We start from the raw sequence: 16,163 nt of genomic DNA, 5'->3' as shown, positions 1-16,163 counted from the left end.
GTGCCCTCCTTGGCATGCCTTTTGTTCCTGGTGAGACTTGATTTTTAACTATTGGTTGATAGCCTGAGTAGTTACGACTTCTTTAATATTTTTTTGCACGACACAGCCTGTTCTTTTGACGGCGGCATATAGTCCAAATAACGTCAAGGAACTTTTATGGGGGGCAAAGCAAAAAGCTCTTTGGTCGATAAGACTTTTCGTAATCCTTTTTACCGGGGACCCGGAATTAAAAGACATTAAAGACATTAATGATGTTAAGGTTTTCTGGTTGGGCGCAAAATAAAAAGCCCGGCCAGGGTCCTTTGCCCGGCCGGGCCATTGTAGATACCGCTAATAATTCATTTGCCGTTTTCAATCTTGTGCATAAACATAAAGAAACCATAGGGCCGGTGATTTTTATTTGGATGCACGACCGGCTTTATAAATTGGTAGATAGAGGTCAGCATCCCGGATTACGCAGCCGGTTTTACCACCATCGCGCATGATCTGCGTACAGCGACTGCAGGCGATACAAACTTTATGCGCGTCCAGGTAACCCCGGGTAAGTAAATCCCGGGCGAAATCGGGGTAAGCGAAAGCTTCCCGTCCTACCCCGGCCAGGGTTACAGCCCTACCGGCGATATTGGCGGCAGCAGCATGGCCAAGGAACTGCCGCAGCCAGCTATAGCCACTGCCGACAATGGCGACTTCCGGTTCTGCCATCTGCATCTCCCGGGTTACGCTGAACAGGCGGGCCACACTTTCCAGGGGATGCTCCGGCGGGATGGCGGCTCCTACCAGCGGCGTGTCAAAGGGCCGCGTAACATCCGGCCGGTTGTAATAGGGATTGCCGGCTGAAACAGCCATCAGGGAAACCCCCTGCTGCTGCAGGAGATGTAGTAGCTGCTTGGGTTCTCTTAGGTCAGGGCGGGTGCAATCCTCACGATCCACACCCCACCCGTAGGGGTAAGGGTGGGCGTCACAGGCGCTTAACCGGACCGCCAGGACCAACTCATCGCCGACGGCAGCCCGCACCCTGGCGATTGTCTCCAGGAGAAAGCGCACCCGGTTGGCGAACTCACCGCCATATTTACCGTGGCGCGTATGAGCGGCCAGTAATTCCGATAAAAGATAGCGGTGGCAGGACTTGAGATCAACGCCATCAAAGCCGGCTTCCCTGGCCAGCAGGGCGGCTTCGACATACCTGGCCTGCAACTGTTCCAATTCAGCATCAGTAATGGGTGCCTGATCCGGAGTTACGCCGGCGGGACCGTCCAGGTAGGGATCATGGTAGGCTATAACCGGCTGCTGTTGGCCAAAAGGCTTGCTGTAACGGCCGGAGTGGGTCAACTGCAGGATGCAGAGGGGCCGGTGGTCGGACCCCATACTATGCCGCGCCGCCTCTAAAGAGTCATGCAGTAATTCCTTGAAGGCCGGCAGATTGCGACGGTTAATATGCAGCTGCCGCGGATTGGCCCGGCCCTCCGGGACGACAGCAGTGGCCTCAAACCAAAGTAACCCGGCACCCCCGGCGGCAAAACGCCGGTAGCGACGGAAGGTCAGTTCCGAAGGGGCGCCGTCTTCGGTGCCATCGCAACCCTCCATCGGCAGGACTGCCAGGGAATTGGGCGTTTCCTGATCCCCAATGCGTACCCGTCTGGACAGAGGGGCGAGATCGTCCTGTAGTTTAATTTCTACCTCCAGTTCAGCTATTTTCGCTTTTAGTTCAGCGAGGGTTTTAAAGTTAAACCGGGCATGAGGGGCCATGCAGACCATCTCCTATGTCCAATATAAACAACTTTAGTTACGGGCGTACCGGTATCCGGGGCGTTATCTCCATCTGCCCTCCCCGACGTTTGATTACCAGGTATTGCTGCCACTCGGGGTCGCGCCGCGCCAGGGGGGTCAAGTCATTTTCGTTGGCAAAACGCAGGTGGGGACCGCGGCTCTCATCCCGGGCCAGGGCGGCCCGCAGAATCATTGCCGCTACCAGGAATAGATTCTCATTCTCCAGGGCATAGGCCAGACCGTGTTGATCAACCCGCTGCCCTTGAAGTTGAGCTTGCAACTCCGCCAGTTCCGCCAGGCCCGCCTGCAGGCCCCCAGCGGTGCGGACGACGCTGGCCACCTTGTCCATGAGGGTTTGTAGTTCCCGCCGTACCCGGCCGGCCGGCACATCCCCCGCGGCTAACCTCTCTAACTGCACCAAAAAGGCTGCCCTTTCTTCCACCGGCAGGTCGGAGGCGGGCGTTAGGGCGGCTTCCCGGGCGGCGGCTTCCCCCGCCAAGCGGCCAAAGACCTGGCCATCCAGCAGGGCGTTACCCCCGGGGCGGTTGGCGCCGTGCTGGCCGCCGGCCACCTCGCCGGCGGCGTAAAGCCCGGCTATAGTCGTTTGCCCGGCTGGCCCGATTTTGACGCCGCCCTGAAAGTGCTGAATGCAGGGGGCCACTTCCACCAGCGCCCCGGCCTCCAGATCAAGGCCCCGCTCCCGCAACCAGGCGATACTCTCGGGGTTGATTTCCCGTAACCTCTGCAGGGGGTTGGCCCGGCGCTCTGCCGCTCCTACCGGGCTTTTGATTTCATTAAAATACCGCTGGCGGTTTTCCACCGCCAGGGCCTCCCACTGGAAACCCTCCGGGTTCCGGCTATAATCCAGGTAAACGCGGTGCCCGGCCACAATCTCGCGATAAACAGCCACGTCGATAATATGAGTCGGGTGTTCATAGGTCACCGGCCAGGTGGCCCCTTTACGGAATACCAAATTTAGCAGATCTGCGCTCCGGGTACCGGAGGGGCAATAACGGCCTAAAAACTCCTCCCCCCTCTCATTGACCAGGCGGGGCAGAGCCCGGAACATACTGCCGGAGCAATTTAATTTCGTTTTCACTGAGGCCAGGCCAATTTGGATAAATTCCATATTCACCAGTTCGGCTCCGGCCTGATAGGCCAAAGCCTGGCCGTCGCCGGTCATGCCGGCGGGAAAGACATTGGTGCGGTAAACCTGACCGGCGCCGCCCGTAGCCAGAATGACAGCCCGGGCGGAAATAGCCTGGACGGCTTTCTCCGGTGCATCATGGTTGCGAGTATCCAGGACCAGGGCGCCGATTACCCGTCCCTGCCGGCATATCAGGCGGGTTACCATAGTAAAGTTCATGATTTCTACCGGCAGCTGCTGAAGATGGCTTAACAGGGCCCTTTCGATATGAATAGCCGTTTCGGGACCTGTGTAGCAAGCCCGGGGATAAGCGGAACCGTCGGTGATAAACTGCAATGCCTTACCCTCTTTTTTGGCGAAGGGTACACCAAGACCATCCAGGTAATTGTAGGCTGCCGGCGCCTCCCGGGCCAGGATTACGGCCAGATCCCAATCGGATACCAGACCGCCGATCCGGTAGATATCTTCCGCGTGATAGCGCCAGGCGTCCGGTCCCCCTGGCGGCGTATGCGGCAGAGTGACATGCAAGGCCATCCTGTCGGAGCAGGCTGTAGCTGTAACCCCACTCCGGCCCAGCACGCCCTTGGTAGCCAAGATTACTTTTAATCTCGGATTATATTCCTGAGCGGCAATAGCCGCCCGCAGGGCGGCCCCGCCGCCGCCAACGACCAGGACATCGCATTGGTGATATTCCATCCCATCTCAGGCTCCTATTTTTTATAATAATAACATCCTGCTGTTTCCGGACTTAAGGGACTTCTATTACAGCAGTAGGAGAAAATAACTCTATTATTTCTATGGTATGAGGACCGCCTTGATCGCTTCCTTACGGGCCATAACTTCTAAAGCCTCATTTACCTGTTCCAAAGGGAAACGATGGGTGATCATCCGGCTAAAAAGCTGGGGGTGAGCCAGGATCATAGCCATCGCCCGGTACACGTGGCGGGTATCACTCACCCATACCCCCTGCAGGCGGATATTACGCCGGGCCAGGTGCTGGTAACCGTCGAAGGCAAAACTCCCTCCCGGCTGGCCGAAGCCCACGCTAAGGACCGTTCCCCCTGGTCGCACCAGGGCGATGGCTTCTTCCAGCGCTGCGGCACTGCCGACAGCCTCTACCGCCAGGTCGGCACCACGGCCGCGGGTGAGATCCATGACAGCCGCAATACGTTCCCCAGGCTGCTGCTCGTGACGGTTTAAAGTCGCTGTAGCCCCGAAGGTACGGCCCATTTCCAAGCGTACCTGGGAGCCACCACTTAAGATTACCTGGCTGGCGCCATAGGCCCGGGCAAAAGCCACCGCAAAGAGTCCCAGGGGACCGGGTCCGACAACGGCTACCGCTTCCCCAGGTTCCGGCCGGGCCAGGTCAAAACCGTGGGCTGCCGTAGCCCCGGAACAGGAGGCCGCGACCAGAACAGCCGGATCGATACCAGAGGGTAGATGAAAAACGTCTATCCCGGCGGGAAGGATTAGAAAATCAGCATAACAACCATTTAAATAGGGCGGCTCATTACAGGTGATATTAATGCCTTGCACGATCCGGTGGGGGCAAAAGGAGGGTTCTTTTAAAACGGCGCAATAGTAACAGTGACCACATGATAACCCCCGGTTCCAGAGGATACTGTCTCCTTCTTTGACTTCTTTTCCTTCTACCGTCAACTTTTTTCCCTTGACGGCGGCTACTTCGCCTACCCCTTCATGCCCTAAAATCAAAGGTAGTTTGATGCGCGGGTCTTCGCCGCGCCAGATATGGAGGTCGGAACCGCAAACACCGGCGGCTTTGATTTTAACCAGCACCTGCCCCGGTTCCAATTCCGGAATGGTAATCTCTTTTATCCGCAACGGTTCTTTAAAAGCTTCCACTAGGCAAGCTCGCGCTTTCATGCCTTTCCCTCACGTTCCGCCATATAATTTTGCAGGATTTGTTTCAGGTAAAGCACATTTTCCGGGTCGGCACCGTAGGGCACCACGCCACACCCCAGGATGAAACCGCCACCTGGCGCCCCTTTAGCCAGCACTTCCCTGGCCTGGGCAGCAATCACTTCCCGGGGGCCTGTTTCCAGCACTCGCGACTGGATGCTGCCCCGCAGGACGATGCCGGCGGCCCGGGCTTTAGCTTTATAGGCGACCAAGTCGGTGCCGTAGTCGGCCATCAGCAGGGAAGAGCCCGTCTGGACCAACCAGTCGACGATGGCGGTGGTATTACCGCCGCTAATCAGGCCGACACTAGCGGCCCCGGCGGCCTTTAAGGCGGTAATTAACCTTTGCTCCCGGGGGAAGGCAAAACGCTGGTAGAGATCCGGTGAAAGCAGGGGCGGCGTAATCCAGGATTCGTTCACCGATAGGCTCAAACCCCGTTTAACCATAGCCGTACCTACGGCGACACCGACTGCGGTGGCAAAATCAAGGAGGTCGGCGGCGAATTCCGGGGCCAGCAACAAGTCCAAGATAAAGCTCTCATATCCCCGCAGCAGGGCCGCCAGAGTAAAAGGGCCAACCATGGCTGCTCCCACCGGGACCTCCAGGCCAAGGGCTTCCTTTACCCGGCTGGCGGCATCCAGGAGCAGGGGCAGGCGTCCGTCATGTTCCGGGTCCGGCAGGTGCAGGTGTTTTAAATCGGCCGGCCCATTGACGATGTTACCAGCAATAGCCGGGATGGTTTCATCGTGGAAATATTGCACCGGGCACCCTAGGGCTTCAGCCTCGATGTTATAAATATCAATACCGACGGTAACTAGATCGTGCTGGTAGAGCTCGTAAGCTTTTAGTTGCCCGGCGACAAGCAGATCGGCATTTCTGGCCATGTCCGAAGGGGTTACGCCCATTAAGGCCGCCGCATGCTCATAGATCACCGGCACAAACAAAATTGTTTCTCCTGCTATGGAAATATCCATCCTTTGATTACCCCCATCAGTTGCCTACTTTACATTCCACCTGTTCACCCAGATAGGCATTGCGAATACTGGGATCAGCCAATAAGTCTCGGCCCTGGCCGGCCATGGTAATCCGGCCATTTTCTAAAACATAGGCGTAATCGCATAAGCTCAGGGCCTTACGAGCGTTCTGCTCCACCAGCAGGACCGTAACCCCTTCCGCGCGAATTCTCTTGATGATCGCAAAAATAGTGGTCACAACCAGCGGCGCCAGGCCCAAAGAAGGTTCATCAAAAAGCATCACCTGCGGATTGGACATCAGGCCTCGTCCTACAGCCAGCATCTGCTGTTCGCCACCGCTTAAGGTGCCGGCGTACTGGTTGGCGCGCTCCTTAAGAACCGGGAATAAAGTAAAGATATGCTCCATATTCCTGGTTATTTCCTGGCTGTTGCGCAGGTAGCCGCCCATGAGCAAATTCTCTTTTACCGTCAGGCCGGAGAAAACCTTGCGCCCTTCCGGCACCTGGACAATGCCCCGTTTGACCACCAGATGCGGCTGGCGCGGCAGTTCGCTTCCCATAAACAGGAGCGAACCCTGCCGGGGACGGACAAGGCCGGCGATGGTATTAAGCAGGGTACTTTTACCGGCGCCATTGGCGCCGATAATACTGACAATCTGGCCCTGCTTAACCTCTAAATTTACGTCCTGCAGGGCCGTTATCGCTCCATACCCGACGCTTAGATTGGTAATAGTCAACATCTTTATCCCTCGTCCCCCAGATAGGCCTTGATAACTTCTTCATTGCACTGGATCTCTGCCGGGGTACCACTGGCCAGGGTCTTGCCAAAGTTCTGGACGTAGATATACTGGCAAAGCTGCATAACTACCTCCATGCGATGTTCAATCAAGAGAATCGCCAGCCCCAATTCCCGGTTTAATTTCCCGATTAACGCAATAAGCTCAGCCACTTCTTTAGGGTTCAAGCCGGCGGCCGGTTCGTCCAGTAGTAAGACCTTCGGCCCGGTAGCCAGGGCGCGGGCAATCTCCAGGCGGCGCTGAATACCATAGGGTAAATTCTCCGGCCGCCAGTCTTTATACGGCACTAAGCCGACCAGCTCCAGGTACTCCCTCACCTGCGCCCGGGTTTCCCTTTCCGCGCGAATTTTGCCCGGTAAAGACAGGAGGCAAGCAAAGATACTGCCTTTAGTAACCGGATCAATCGCCGTCATGATATTTTCCGCCACGGTTAAGCCTTTAAAAAGGCGGATGTTCTGGAAAGTCCGGCCCAAGCCGGCCCGGGCCACCTGGTGTTGCTCATGATTGGTAATATCCTGGCCGGCAAGGGTTATACGGCCGGCGTCAGCCTTATAAATGCCGGAAATGAGATTAAAAATCGTCGTCTTGCCGGCTCCGTTAGGGCCGATAATCCCGATGATCCCCTTTTCAGGCAGAGAAAGGGAAAAGCCGGCTACTGCCTGAACCCCGCCAAACCTCTTGTGTAGTCCCTGGATTTCTAAAATATTCATGGCTTAGCGACACCCTTTTTCCTGGTCCCCCAGCGGCGCCATAAGGCCGACAAGGAAATCTCATATTCCCCGAATAAACCGGTGGGTTTAAAGTTTAAAATCAGCAGGACAATAACACAGTAGGCCACAATACGCCACTCGGCCGCGGCCCGCAGTATTTCCGGCATGCCGGTAAGCAAGGCACTGGCGAAAACGGCCCCGGTCAGGCTGTTGACCCCACCAAAAAAGACCATGATAATCCACTCGGCCGATTTCGTCCAGCCGAACATTACCGGTTCGACATAAGTCGTGTAGAAGCCGTAAAGAACTCCCGCATAGGTGGTAATGGCTGCTGATAAAAGAAAAGCCGTCATCTTCATCCGGTTAACATCGATACCCATGGACCTGGCCGCCAGTTCATCGCTACGCAGCGCCAGGCACTGACGACCGTAACGGGAGTTTTTAAATCCCCAAACAAGGATCAGGCAAACAACGGCGGAAACAACCGCCAGGGTCAAGGTAGTTTGTTTGGGAATTCCCGACAGGCCGGTAGCACCGCCGGTAACGTTAACTGCCTGGTTCAAAAGGGCCGCTATGGCCTCCCCGAAGCCGAAAGTGACCAGGGAGATATAGTCCCGGCGTAACCTGATGGTCGGTAGGCCGACAATCAGGCCGGCCACCAGGCCGATGCCGATGGCGCTAACCGCTGCCAGGATAAAGGGGAAATTATATTTCACTGCCAGCAAGCCGGCGACATAGGCGCCAATACCCATAAAGGCCGCCTGGCCCAGGGAAAAGAGGCCGGTTAAGCCGGTTAAAGCAAAAACCCCCGTCACTGCGACCACATTGATGGCTGTAAAGGTTAAAACCGAGCTTAATAAATCCATCGATCATGCTCCTGTTCAAGCTTTCTCCTGGATATGGCTACCGGCAATGCCCCGGGGCCGCACCAGGAGGAAAAGCAGCATAATGACAAAGATAAATACCGGGGATATTCCGGAACCAACCAGGCGGATGAGAAAAATCTCCACCATTCCTAAGAGGAAAGCCCCGATAACCGCACCTTCAAGGCTGCCCAGACCGCCGATAACCGAGGCGATAAAGCCTTTAACCACCATTTGACCCAACTGGGGATAAAGAGTATAGCTGATCCCTAAAAAGACGCCGCTGATGCCGCCCAGAAAACCAGCCAGGAAAAAAGCCAGTTGGATAATCCGCAAGACGTTGATGCCCATCAGGCCGGAAGTATCCAGATCATAGGAAACAGAACGCAGGGCTGCGCCCAGTTTGGTCCGGTAAATGATCCCTGCCAGGATAATCAAGGCCAGGGTCGAAATACAAAACATGATTAAATCCGGAACCCCGATGATTAACCGGCCCAGCTTAATGGTATCTACCGGAAAAAAGTTGGGATAAGAGTAAAAGTTAGTGCTGAAAAAGATGGTCATCAGGTTTTCTAGTAACATACCAAGAGTGATCGAAGAGACAAAGTAGTAAATTACCGGGCTCTTATTGTTGCGGATGCGGCGAAAAGCCACCAGTTCCGCCAGCAAGCCCAGCAACCCGCCGGCCAGAGAGGCTATGAGCAAGGTCGCCAGTAATGAGGTGTGCCAGAAACGGGTAGCTAAAAAGCCCACATAAGCCGTTACAGTCATAAAGCCACCGTGGGCGAAATTGCTGAACTTCAGTATATTGAAAATTATAGCAAACCCCACGGCGATCAGAGCATAAACCGCGCCCAGGGATAGGCCGTTGATTATTAATTGTGCCGTCATACTTTGCCGCTCCTTTAAACCCATACCTGATTACCGGGATGGGCGCGGCCTTCCACGCCCGCCCCGGTTTGAGCCATGTTTTCCCGTTATTGCTGTTGCTGTTCCTTGGTGATATAACGTTCCTTAGTAACATACTGGCCTTTATCGATCTTAATCATCACCATCGAAAGACCATAGGGACGGTGGGTTTTAGGCGAAATGCTGATAGTGCCGGTTGTTCCCTGGAGGTCTTTCGTCTGCTCCATGGCGTCGCGCACTTTGACCGGATCAGGCGTACCGGCTCGCTTAATAGCGTCGGCAATGACCAGGATGCTGTCATAGCCGATAAAGGCTTTGTTAAGGGGTTCTTCGTTATAGGCCGCCTTATAAGCAGCTGCCACCTCTTTGATTTGCGGGTCTTCAGCCGCAATATTATTGGGGAAATAGATATCGTTGGCGGCATCACCGGCCAGCTTGGCAAAGGGCGGGGCAAAATCCAGCCCGCCGACAATAGGTACTTTAATACCGATTTGGCGCGCCTGCTGAACTGCCAGGACATTCTCCTGGATATAGTTGGGCATATAAATGGCCTCCGCCCCGGCAGCCTGGATTTCCGCCAACTGGGTTTTATAATCTTTGTCACTGGTTTTATATGCCTGTTCCGAAACGATCTGGCCGCCGTGGCTTTTTACGTAATCGACAAAAGGTTTGGCCAGGGAAACGGAATAAGCATTAGCTTGGTTATATAAGACGCCAATTTTTTTCGCGTTTAACTTGTCCAGGGTATAGCCGGCCACGATTTGGGCTTGCTGGACGCTGCTCGGCTGGATCAGGAAGTTATAGCCCCAGGGTTTGCCGTCATTCTTGGTGGTGGCCCGCTCGTCAATGAAACTACCCAGAATAGCTACTTTGGTGTTTTCCGCAATAGGCGCCAGGGCGATACCAATGTTACTGACCGGCGGGCCGATTATGGCCACTGCTTTATCCTGGGAAGCGAGGCGGTTATAGGCATTGATGGCTTCCTGGACATCGTTTTTAGTATCATAGGTAACGAGCTTCAGCTTTTTACCGTTGAGGCCACCATCCTTGTTAATCTTGTCAATAGCCAATTGGGCGCCGTTGGTGACGGCTTTACCCCACACCGAAGTGGTTGAACTTAAATCCTGCAAGTTGCCTATGATGATCTGGTCGCCGGCAGTACCTTGTTGGCTGTTACCGCCCTGGCCTTTTCCCTGGGAGGAATTGCCCTGGCCGCAGGCAACCAGTCCCAAAGCCAGAATGATAGTCAGCATAGATACTACTAATTTTTTCATGTCTTCAATACCTCCAGTTTTTTTCATCTTTAGTTCCCATCTTGCGTTACTTCAATCCGCAACAAAACTAGTATTTATCTGTTGCCCGCCAGCCCCCCCTCCCCGGTTAGACTCTTTATTTATTGACAGCTACTACCGTCCAGGCCAGGCCGTAACCGACCGACGCCCGGACCAGGAGTTGCGCCGGTAGCCTTTCGACCGTGGGTCTGGTTTTGCGCTTACTGTTAATCAACCGGATTAGCCTCTCCGCCGCCCGTTGACCGACTTCATAAAAGGGCTGGGCCATGGTGGTCAAGGGCGGGTCCATCAATTCCGACATATCCAGGTTGTCGTAACCCATCACGGCGATATCCTGCGGTACCCGCAGGCCCTTTTCCTTTAAAGCTTTAATAGCCCCCAGAGCTTTGGGATCGCTGGCGGCAAAGACAGCGTCCGGTTGCTGGCCCCGCTCCAGAATGGTAAGGATGGCCCGGTAACCGTCTTCCCAATCTTTAGTGCCATGCACAACCAGGTCTTCGTTATACGTCAGTCCGGCTGCGGCCAGGGCCGCCTTATAACCGGCAAAACGCTGGCGATAGAGGTCGAGGTCCATGGTACCGTTGATCAAGGCAATACGGCGGTAACCGCGCTGGATCAGAAACTGGGTGGCCTCGTAACCGCCCTGATAGTTGTCGACAATGACAGCATCCACCTGATCCTCCAGGTGACGGATCATGAGGACCACCGGGAAGCACTGCTCTTTAAGCTCTAAAATGTGGGTGCTGGCGGCGGTGGCGGTGGAAAAGATCAGGCCGTCCACCAGGCGCTTGCGCAGGTTATCGACATAGGCCTTTTCCGTTTCTATATCTTCGTCGGTATTACAAAGGATGACGGTATAACCGTGCTTTTTGGCCACGTCGGTAATCCCTTTAATAGCTGCCGGGAAAACCAGGTTGCGGACGTTGGGGATAATCAGGCCTATGGTCCTCGAGCGGCCTTCTTTAAGGCCTTTGGCCAGGGCATTGGGTTGGTAATTAAGCTCGCGGACGGCACGAAGGACCTTCTCCCTGGTCTCCTGGCTAACTACTACCCGGCCGCTTAAAGCGCGGGAGACGGTGCTGGGTGAAACCCCGGCCCGTTCGGCTACTTCTTTAATGTTGACCATGTATTCAGCATCCTCTACTGCAAACCTTTGTACAATCCATTGTGCAATCGTTTGTAAAATATATTCGCCATGCCTTGTTAAATTCCTGCTAAGGTAAGGAAAAAATTTTTCAATCCGGGAAATTAATAAAGCCCCTCCCGGAGCTTTGCAGTTGCTATAATAGCTACACTATTTTCGTGGCCAAAAAGGTAATCGTCGTACCCGGATTCGCCGACTTTGAAATACTACTACCGCACCTCGTTGTAGAACTTTAGATAACCCTGGTAGATTGGCCTGACATAAAGCCTCACCTCTTAACTCAACTCTATTAACATTTTACCATTTAGTAGACACAATTAAAAGATTGGTATAAGGAAATTTATAAGCCCTGAAGTTGACTCCAGGGCTTGATTATTTACCGCTGCACCCGGCCGGAGGCGTCGCCGCGCATGAGGTTCAGCACTTCGTCCTTCGTAATATGGTTGAAATCGCCGGGGATGGTGTGTTTCAGGCAGGAGGCGGCCACGGCGAATCCCAGGGCTTCGGCGGAGGCAAACCCTGCCGTCAGGGCGTAGATCAGCCCGCCGGCGAAGGCGTCGCCGCCGCCCACGCGGTCGACGATGTGGATCTGGTAGCGCCGGGAACGGTAAAACTCGCGGCCGTCGTACAGCAGGGCCGACCAGCCGTTGTCAAAGGCGGAGAAACTCTCGCGCAGGGTAATGGCCACCTTTTGCAAGTTGAAGCGGGTTAGCAACTCCTGTGCCACCTGGCGGTAACCCTCTTCACTGATTTCTCCTTTGGTAACATCAGAAGCCGTCGCTTTAATGCCGAAAACCTTTTCCGCATCTTCCTCGTTACCGATGGCTATATCAACATAAGCCATCAACTGGGTCATAGTGGCCCGCGCCTGATCGGGGGTCCACAGGTTTTTACGGTAATTCAGGTCGCAGCTCACCGTCAGGCCCATTTCTTTGGCCATGCGGGCGGCCTCCAAGGTCACGGCGGCTACATTTTCACCCAGGGCCGGAGTGATGCCGGTGAAGTGAAACCAATCGGCGCCGGCAAAGATCTTGGCCCAGTTGAACTCACCCGGCTGGACCCCGGCAATGCTGGCGTACTTGCGGTCATAGACAACTTTGGAGGGCCGCTGAGAGGCACCGTTTTCCAGGAAATAGATGCCCAGGCGTTCACCGCCCTGCAGGATGAAGCTGGTATCTATGCCGTAACGGCGCAGGTGATTAATAGCCGCCTGGCCCAGGGGATTGGCCGGTACTTTGGTGACCAAGGCGGCCTCAGACCCATAGTTAGCCAAGGAGCAGGCCACATTGGCCTCACCGCCGCCGTAGGTGACGTCAAAGGAATCAGCCTGAACGAAACGCTGGTAACCGGGGGTGGATAGGCGGAGCATAATCTCGCCGAAGGTAATAACTTTAGCCATAGGAAAAACTCCTTTCTTGCAAAATTTGTCAGCGGGTGATGCCGATCGGATGCCTGGAGCATGGTTTGTTTTCAAGGTCTCATGTGTTTAAAGTTACGAGGCCGAGCAGAATCGATTACCATCCCTGGCGAACTGCTTAGTTTTCAAAGTATGAAGCATAAAAAGTCGCGCCTTCCGGCCGGTGCCGATTGCCAAACACATTGAGGTGCAGGATGTTACCTGGCCGGTTTATTTGCCCCGCGCTGCCCGGATAGCCGCCACAAACTGCCGCGCCGTTTCTTCCACCTGACCATAATCACCCGTTTGAGCTCCTTTAGTCAGTTCGCCCCCTACCCCAACGGCTTCACAGCCGGCCTTGATCCACCGACCGACGTTCTCCAGGCTGACCCCGCCGGTAGGGACAATGGGTGCATAGGGTAAAGGACCTTTAATGGCCTTGACCATTTCCGGCCCGAAGGCGCTGCCCGGGAAAAGTTTGACGAAGTCGCTGCCTGCTTCCATAACGGCAACAACCTCACCCACGGACATGGCCCCGGCCATGCATACCTTCTGGTAGCGGTTACAGGTCTTCACCATCTCCACGTCCAGGCAGGGACTGACCAGGAACTCGGCCCCGGCCAGGATGGCCATGCGGGCAGTGGTGGCGTCGAGAACCGTGCCGGCGCCGATAAGAATCTCCCCGTTACGGTAGGTGGCGGCCAGCTCACGGATGACCTCCAGGGCGCCCGGTACGGTGAGGGTGATTTCGATGGCCTCCACCCCGCCGGCCTTTACCGCCGCGGCAATTTTAAGTGCTTGCTCCGGGTTCTCGGCCCGGACTACGGCTACAATGCCGCAGTCGATAAGGCGCTGCATTACCTTTAACTTTTGCATTCTTATCCCCCTATGGTTTATATATTGAAACGGTGGTTTATTATAGTAAATATATTCGCCATACCATCCTTAATTCCTGCCTGATGCTGAAATTTGCCGGCTAATCCCGCTAACTATCCCCTTCTGTAATAGCTGCGAATAAATGTCTAAAGGACATAAAACTATCCATGACGCCGTCGGAGACATGCGCGTCATTACAATAACATCATCCAGAATACCAGGGAAGTGATAACATAGATGCCCAATTAAAAAAGCGTGCTTGAGATGTGCATATTATATCAACTGTCCAACGCCGAAATGTACGGGTATGAGATTATGAAAATCATCAAGACGGTATTTCCCGATGTCTATGATGGCTCCATCTATGATGGCTCCATCTATGCAATTCTCCGGCGGCTTAATACCGAGGGTTATACCGAAACATTTATAAAACACTCCCCCAGCGGCCCGACCAGAAAGTATTACCGGATTACCATGCAGGGCAAAGAGTATCTAGCACAAATTATTTCTAAGTGGGGGGCAATGGTTTCGGGGACCCAGAGGTTGGGTAATGGTGTATATCATTATGGCTGGTAAGGTCACTTGAGCCAGAAGCCTTCTTTTACTAACTATTGAAAAACTCAAGTTTTATGATCGCTATATGCTCAGGTGAATAATGTACACCCAATTTCCTTTAGTTCCTTGATTCTATTAAGCAAAACCTCTTCAGTACAACCAATATACTCAGCTAAGCATGTTAAACATAAAACCCGCTTTGTATAATGACCAAGTAATTTTTTATTTAGTGCTACAACGTCTTTGTCTACTTGTTTGCTACAGTAATAACATAATTTAGCTTTCACAATAAATCACCTGTTTTTTATACTTTAGTTACCAGCTCAGGTTTTTACCTCTAACCCCATATCTGGGGCATTTTACCGAATTTTAATTTCGGGCACAGTACTACTATACTCGCTGTCCATAAGATGCAGTTGGCACTTAATAATACTGCGCATCTGAATGGCAGGAGCCAAACAGTACATACGGAACTCCTCTTTATCGATATCTTCTACCCTTTTAACATGAGGAAAAAGGAGTTTCATAAATCCGGAGCAAATACGTTTAATCGCTGTCGTATCGCGCGTATCGCCTGATCCGGGAACATCAAGCAGGGCATCAACCAGGGCAGGATAAACAATCTCATTTCGCATAGCATGCATGACTTCCGAAAAATACTCCACATTGAGAGCCCAGCCTTCGGCTTTCATGTTCTCACGCATACGCGGAATATCCCAACCCTTGATAAAGCCATGGAAGCGATCTATCAGGGCTGATTCTTGAAAAGCATATGGTAACTCGGTAAATATGCTAGCATACTCATTCATTTTCTCATCAGAAATATTACCCATCAACACGAGGCCTGCATCTCCGATGCCCCGTTTATCTCCCACACGGTATTCACCTGACTCTAAATACCCTTTTAACGCTCCCCTGATTTCATCGACATCTGGAAAGCTAATAGTCTGTATCTCATCAAAAGCTATATAATCATACCGACTAACAAGGCCTGGAGCATTACGACTAATGTCATAAAACAATCGAGCTCGACTGATGCTACCGCCGCTCACTAACCAGCCATATTTCGATATCTGTGACATTAGATAAGACTTCCCTGTTCCTTTTGGGGCCAGTTCTATCAAATTTACACGTTTTTCAACAAAGGGTAGTAATCGGCTAAGTAAAGTTAGCTTTTGACGTGTATCTAAAAACCCGTTGGGGTTATAATCAACCGCCAAAAGCAGCATGTCTATCCACTCGTCAAGGGTAAACTCCTTACGTGCCTCTTGGAAATACTCTACATCAATTTTATAGGGCTGGAAAATCTTATAATCAGTCATATAAATAGCTCCATCGCCTTCTTTTCCCCTCAAACCAATCGGGCTCCACTCACACTCTATAACCCCCCAAGTTTCGCTATCAGATAAAAGTTCTTTACGGTTTTGGCGTAATACCAGGTTACTGACAATTGCTTCATGCTTACGATTCGGAAAACCTAAATCCGGCAAATAAAACAGACCTTCGCCAGTGCGAACGTCAATCTCTACTTGCAGCTTAGCAAGAAATCTAACCCGTTGAGCATCGTTAACCATTCTGCTCTTGAGTAACTCCCAGTCTTTCTTGCCAGGAATATTCTTTTTGACAAATTCGCTAACCTCATCAAGGTTTATCCTACCGCTTTCATCAGCAAAACGCATAATCATCCAATCACGTAGATAGGGCGGGATACTTAAAGAGGCGAAAAACTTATTCTGTGTAGGGTCCTTATAGACAATCATATCTTGAAAGCAGGTCCTGGTTTTATCCTGAACAGCGTTATTAAAGCTCATATC

General features: G+C 53.1%; 14 protein-coding genes. 1 reads left to right on the top strand and 13 read right to left on the bottom strand.

The window, feature by feature from the left end; all coding sequences use genetic code 11:
• Positions 1-396: 396 nt before the first annotated feature.
• From SDD30_RS14990 to SDD30_RS14935, 12 genes are all read right to left on the bottom strand, one after another.
• Positions 397-1,746: an oxidoreductase gene (locus SDD30_RS14990; protein WP_434075743.1), complete on the bottom strand. Its 1,350-nt coding sequence runs from the start codon at positions 1,744-1,746 to the stop codon at positions 397-399.
• A 37-nt stretch (positions 1,747-1,783) separates the two neighbouring features.
• Positions 1,784-3,610: an FAD-binding protein gene (locus SDD30_RS14985; protein ID WP_434075742.1), complete on the bottom strand. Its 1,827-nt coding sequence runs from the start codon at positions 3,608-3,610 to the stop codon at positions 1,784-1,786.
• A gap of 99 nt (positions 3,611-3,709) precedes the next feature.
• Positions 3,710-4,798: a zinc-binding dehydrogenase gene (locus SDD30_RS14980; protein WP_434075741.1), complete on the bottom strand. Its 1,089-nt coding sequence runs from the start codon at positions 4,796-4,798 to the stop codon at positions 3,710-3,712.
• The gene (locus tag SDD30_RS14975) at positions 4,795-5,808 is read right to left on the bottom strand and encodes a uroporphyrinogen decarboxylase family protein (protein ID WP_434075740.1); all 1,014 of its coding nucleotides are present in this window, start codon (positions 5,806-5,808) and stop codon (positions 4,795-4,797) included. The genes SDD30_RS14980 and SDD30_RS14975 overlap by 4 nt, the downstream gene beginning before the upstream one ends.
• A gap of 16 nt (positions 5,809-5,824) precedes the next feature.
• Positions 5,825-6,547 carry an ABC transporter ATP-binding protein gene (locus tag SDD30_RS14970; protein ID WP_434075739.1) on the bottom strand — a complete coding sequence of 241 codons (723 nt, stop codon included), beginning with the start codon at positions 6,545-6,547 and terminating at the stop codon, positions 5,825-5,827.
• 2 nt (positions 6,548-6,549) lie between these two features.
• Complete coding sequence (locus tag SDD30_RS14965) at positions 6,550-7,314, bottom strand: ABC transporter ATP-binding protein (RefSeq protein WP_434075738.1); 765 nt, start codon at positions 7,312-7,314, stop codon at positions 6,550-6,552.
• The gene (locus tag SDD30_RS14960) at positions 7,311-8,180 is read right to left on the bottom strand and encodes a branched-chain amino acid ABC transporter permease (protein WP_434075737.1); all 870 of its coding nucleotides are present in this window, start codon (positions 8,178-8,180) and stop codon (positions 7,311-7,313) included. The genes SDD30_RS14965 and SDD30_RS14960 overlap by 4 nt, the downstream gene beginning before the upstream one ends.
• A gap of 15 nt (positions 8,181-8,195) precedes the next feature.
• Entirely contained in the window at positions 8,196-9,068 is an 873-nt protein-coding gene (locus SDD30_RS14955; protein ID WP_434075736.1) for a branched-chain amino acid ABC transporter permease, read from the bottom strand.
• An 86-nt stretch (positions 9,069-9,154) separates the two neighbouring features.
• Complete coding sequence (locus tag SDD30_RS14950; protein WP_434075735.1) at positions 9,155-10,360, bottom strand: ABC transporter substrate-binding protein; 1,206 nt, start codon at positions 10,358-10,360, stop codon at positions 9,155-9,157.
• Positions 10,361-10,475: 115 nt separating this feature from the next.
• Positions 10,476-11,504: a LacI family DNA-binding transcriptional regulator gene (locus tag SDD30_RS14945; protein WP_434075734.1), complete on the bottom strand. Its 1,029-nt coding sequence runs from the start codon at positions 11,502-11,504 to the stop codon at positions 10,476-10,478.
• A 394-nt stretch (positions 11,505-11,898) separates the two neighbouring features.
• The gene (locus tag SDD30_RS14940) at positions 11,899-12,921 is read right to left on the bottom strand and encodes a PfkB family carbohydrate kinase (protein ID WP_434075733.1); all 1,023 of its coding nucleotides are present in this window, start codon (positions 12,919-12,921) and stop codon (positions 11,899-11,901) included.
• A gap of 228 nt (positions 12,922-13,149) precedes the next feature.
• Positions 13,150-13,794 (bottom strand): bifunctional 2-keto-4-hydroxyglutarate aldolase/2-keto-3-deoxy-6-phosphogluconate aldolase, encoded by a 645-nt coding sequence (locus SDD30_RS14935; protein WP_434075732.1) that lies wholly within the window; start codon positions 13,792-13,794, stop codon positions 13,150-13,152.
• 264 nt (positions 13,795-14,058) lie between these two features.
• On the opposite strand from SDD30_RS14935, the gene SDD30_RS14930 reads away from it, so the two are divergent.
• The gene (locus SDD30_RS14930) at positions 14,059-14,370 is read left to right on the top strand and encodes a PadR family transcriptional regulator (protein WP_434075731.1); all 312 of its coding nucleotides are present in this window, start codon (positions 14,059-14,061) and stop codon (positions 14,368-14,370) included.
• Positions 14,371-14,708: 338 nt separating this feature from the next.
• On the opposite strand, the gene brxL is transcribed toward SDD30_RS14930, so the two are convergent.
• Positions 14,709-16,160: a BREX system Lon protease-like protein BrxL gene (gene brxL / locus SDD30_RS14925; RefSeq protein WP_434075730.1), complete on the bottom strand. Its 1,452-nt coding sequence runs from the start codon at positions 16,158-16,160 to the stop codon at positions 14,709-14,711.
• Positions 16,161-16,163: the final 3 nt, after the last annotated feature.

This window comes from Moorella naiadis (nom. illeg.) (genome assembly GCF_051020825.1).
Taxonomy (GTDB): Bacteria; Bacillota; DSM-521; order Neomoorellales; family Neomoorellaceae; genus Neomoorella; species Neomoorella naiadis.
This window is presented reverse-complemented; position numbering and strand designations above follow the sequence as displayed.

Excerpts from the sequence above, each read along its gene's own strand:
- SDD30_RS14945 (WP_434075734.1), bottom strand. The coding sequence starts at position 11,504 with ATGGTCAACATTAAAGAAGTAGCCGAACGGGCCGGGGTTTCACCCAGC.
- SDD30_RS14990 (WP_434075743.1), bottom strand. The coding sequence starts at position 1,746 with ATGGCCCCTCATGCCCGGTTTAACTTTAAAACCCTCGCTGAACTAAAA.
- SDD30_RS14950 (WP_434075735.1), bottom strand. The coding sequence starts at position 10,360 with ATGAAAAAATTAGTAGTATCTATGCTGACTATCATTCTGGCTTTGGGA.
- SDD30_RS14955 (WP_434075736.1), bottom strand. The coding sequence starts at position 9,068 with ATGACGGCACAATTAATAATCAACGGCCTATCCCTGGGCGCGGTTTAT.
- SDD30_RS14980 (WP_434075741.1), bottom strand. The coding sequence starts at position 4,798 with ATGAAAGCGCGAGCTTGCCTAGTGGAAGCTTTTAAAGAACCGTTGCGG.
- SDD30_RS14985 (WP_434075742.1), bottom strand. The coding sequence starts at position 3,610 with ATGGAATATCACCAATGCGATGTCCTGGTCGTTGGCGGCGGCGGGGCC.
- SDD30_RS14975 (WP_434075740.1), bottom strand. The coding sequence starts at position 5,808 with ATGGATATTTCCATAGCAGGAGAAACAATTTTGTTTGTGCCGGTGATC.
- SDD30_RS14940 (WP_434075733.1), bottom strand. The coding sequence starts at position 12,921 with ATGGCTAAAGTTATTACCTTCGGCGAGATTATGCTCCGCCTATCCACC.
- brxL (WP_434075730.1), bottom strand. The coding sequence starts at position 16,160 with ATGAGCTTTAATAACGCTGTTCAGGATAAAACCAGGACCTGCTTTCAA.
- SDD30_RS14930 (WP_434075731.1), top strand. The coding sequence starts at position 14,059 with ATGTGCATATTATATCAACTGTCCAACGCCGAAATGTACGGGTATGAG.
- SDD30_RS14970 (WP_434075739.1), bottom strand. The coding sequence starts at position 6,547 with ATGTTGACTATTACCAATCTAAGCGTCGGGTATGGAGCGATAACGGCC.
- SDD30_RS14960 (WP_434075737.1), bottom strand. The coding sequence starts at position 8,180 with ATGGATTTATTAAGCTCGGTTTTAACCTTTACAGCCATCAATGTGGTC.
- SDD30_RS14935 (WP_434075732.1), bottom strand. The coding sequence starts at position 13,794 with ATGCAAAAGTTAAAGGTAATGCAGCGCCTTATCGACTGCGGCATTGTA.
- SDD30_RS14965 (WP_434075738.1), bottom strand. The coding sequence starts at position 7,314 with ATGAATATTTTAGAAATCCAGGGACTACACAAGAGGTTTGGCGGGGTT.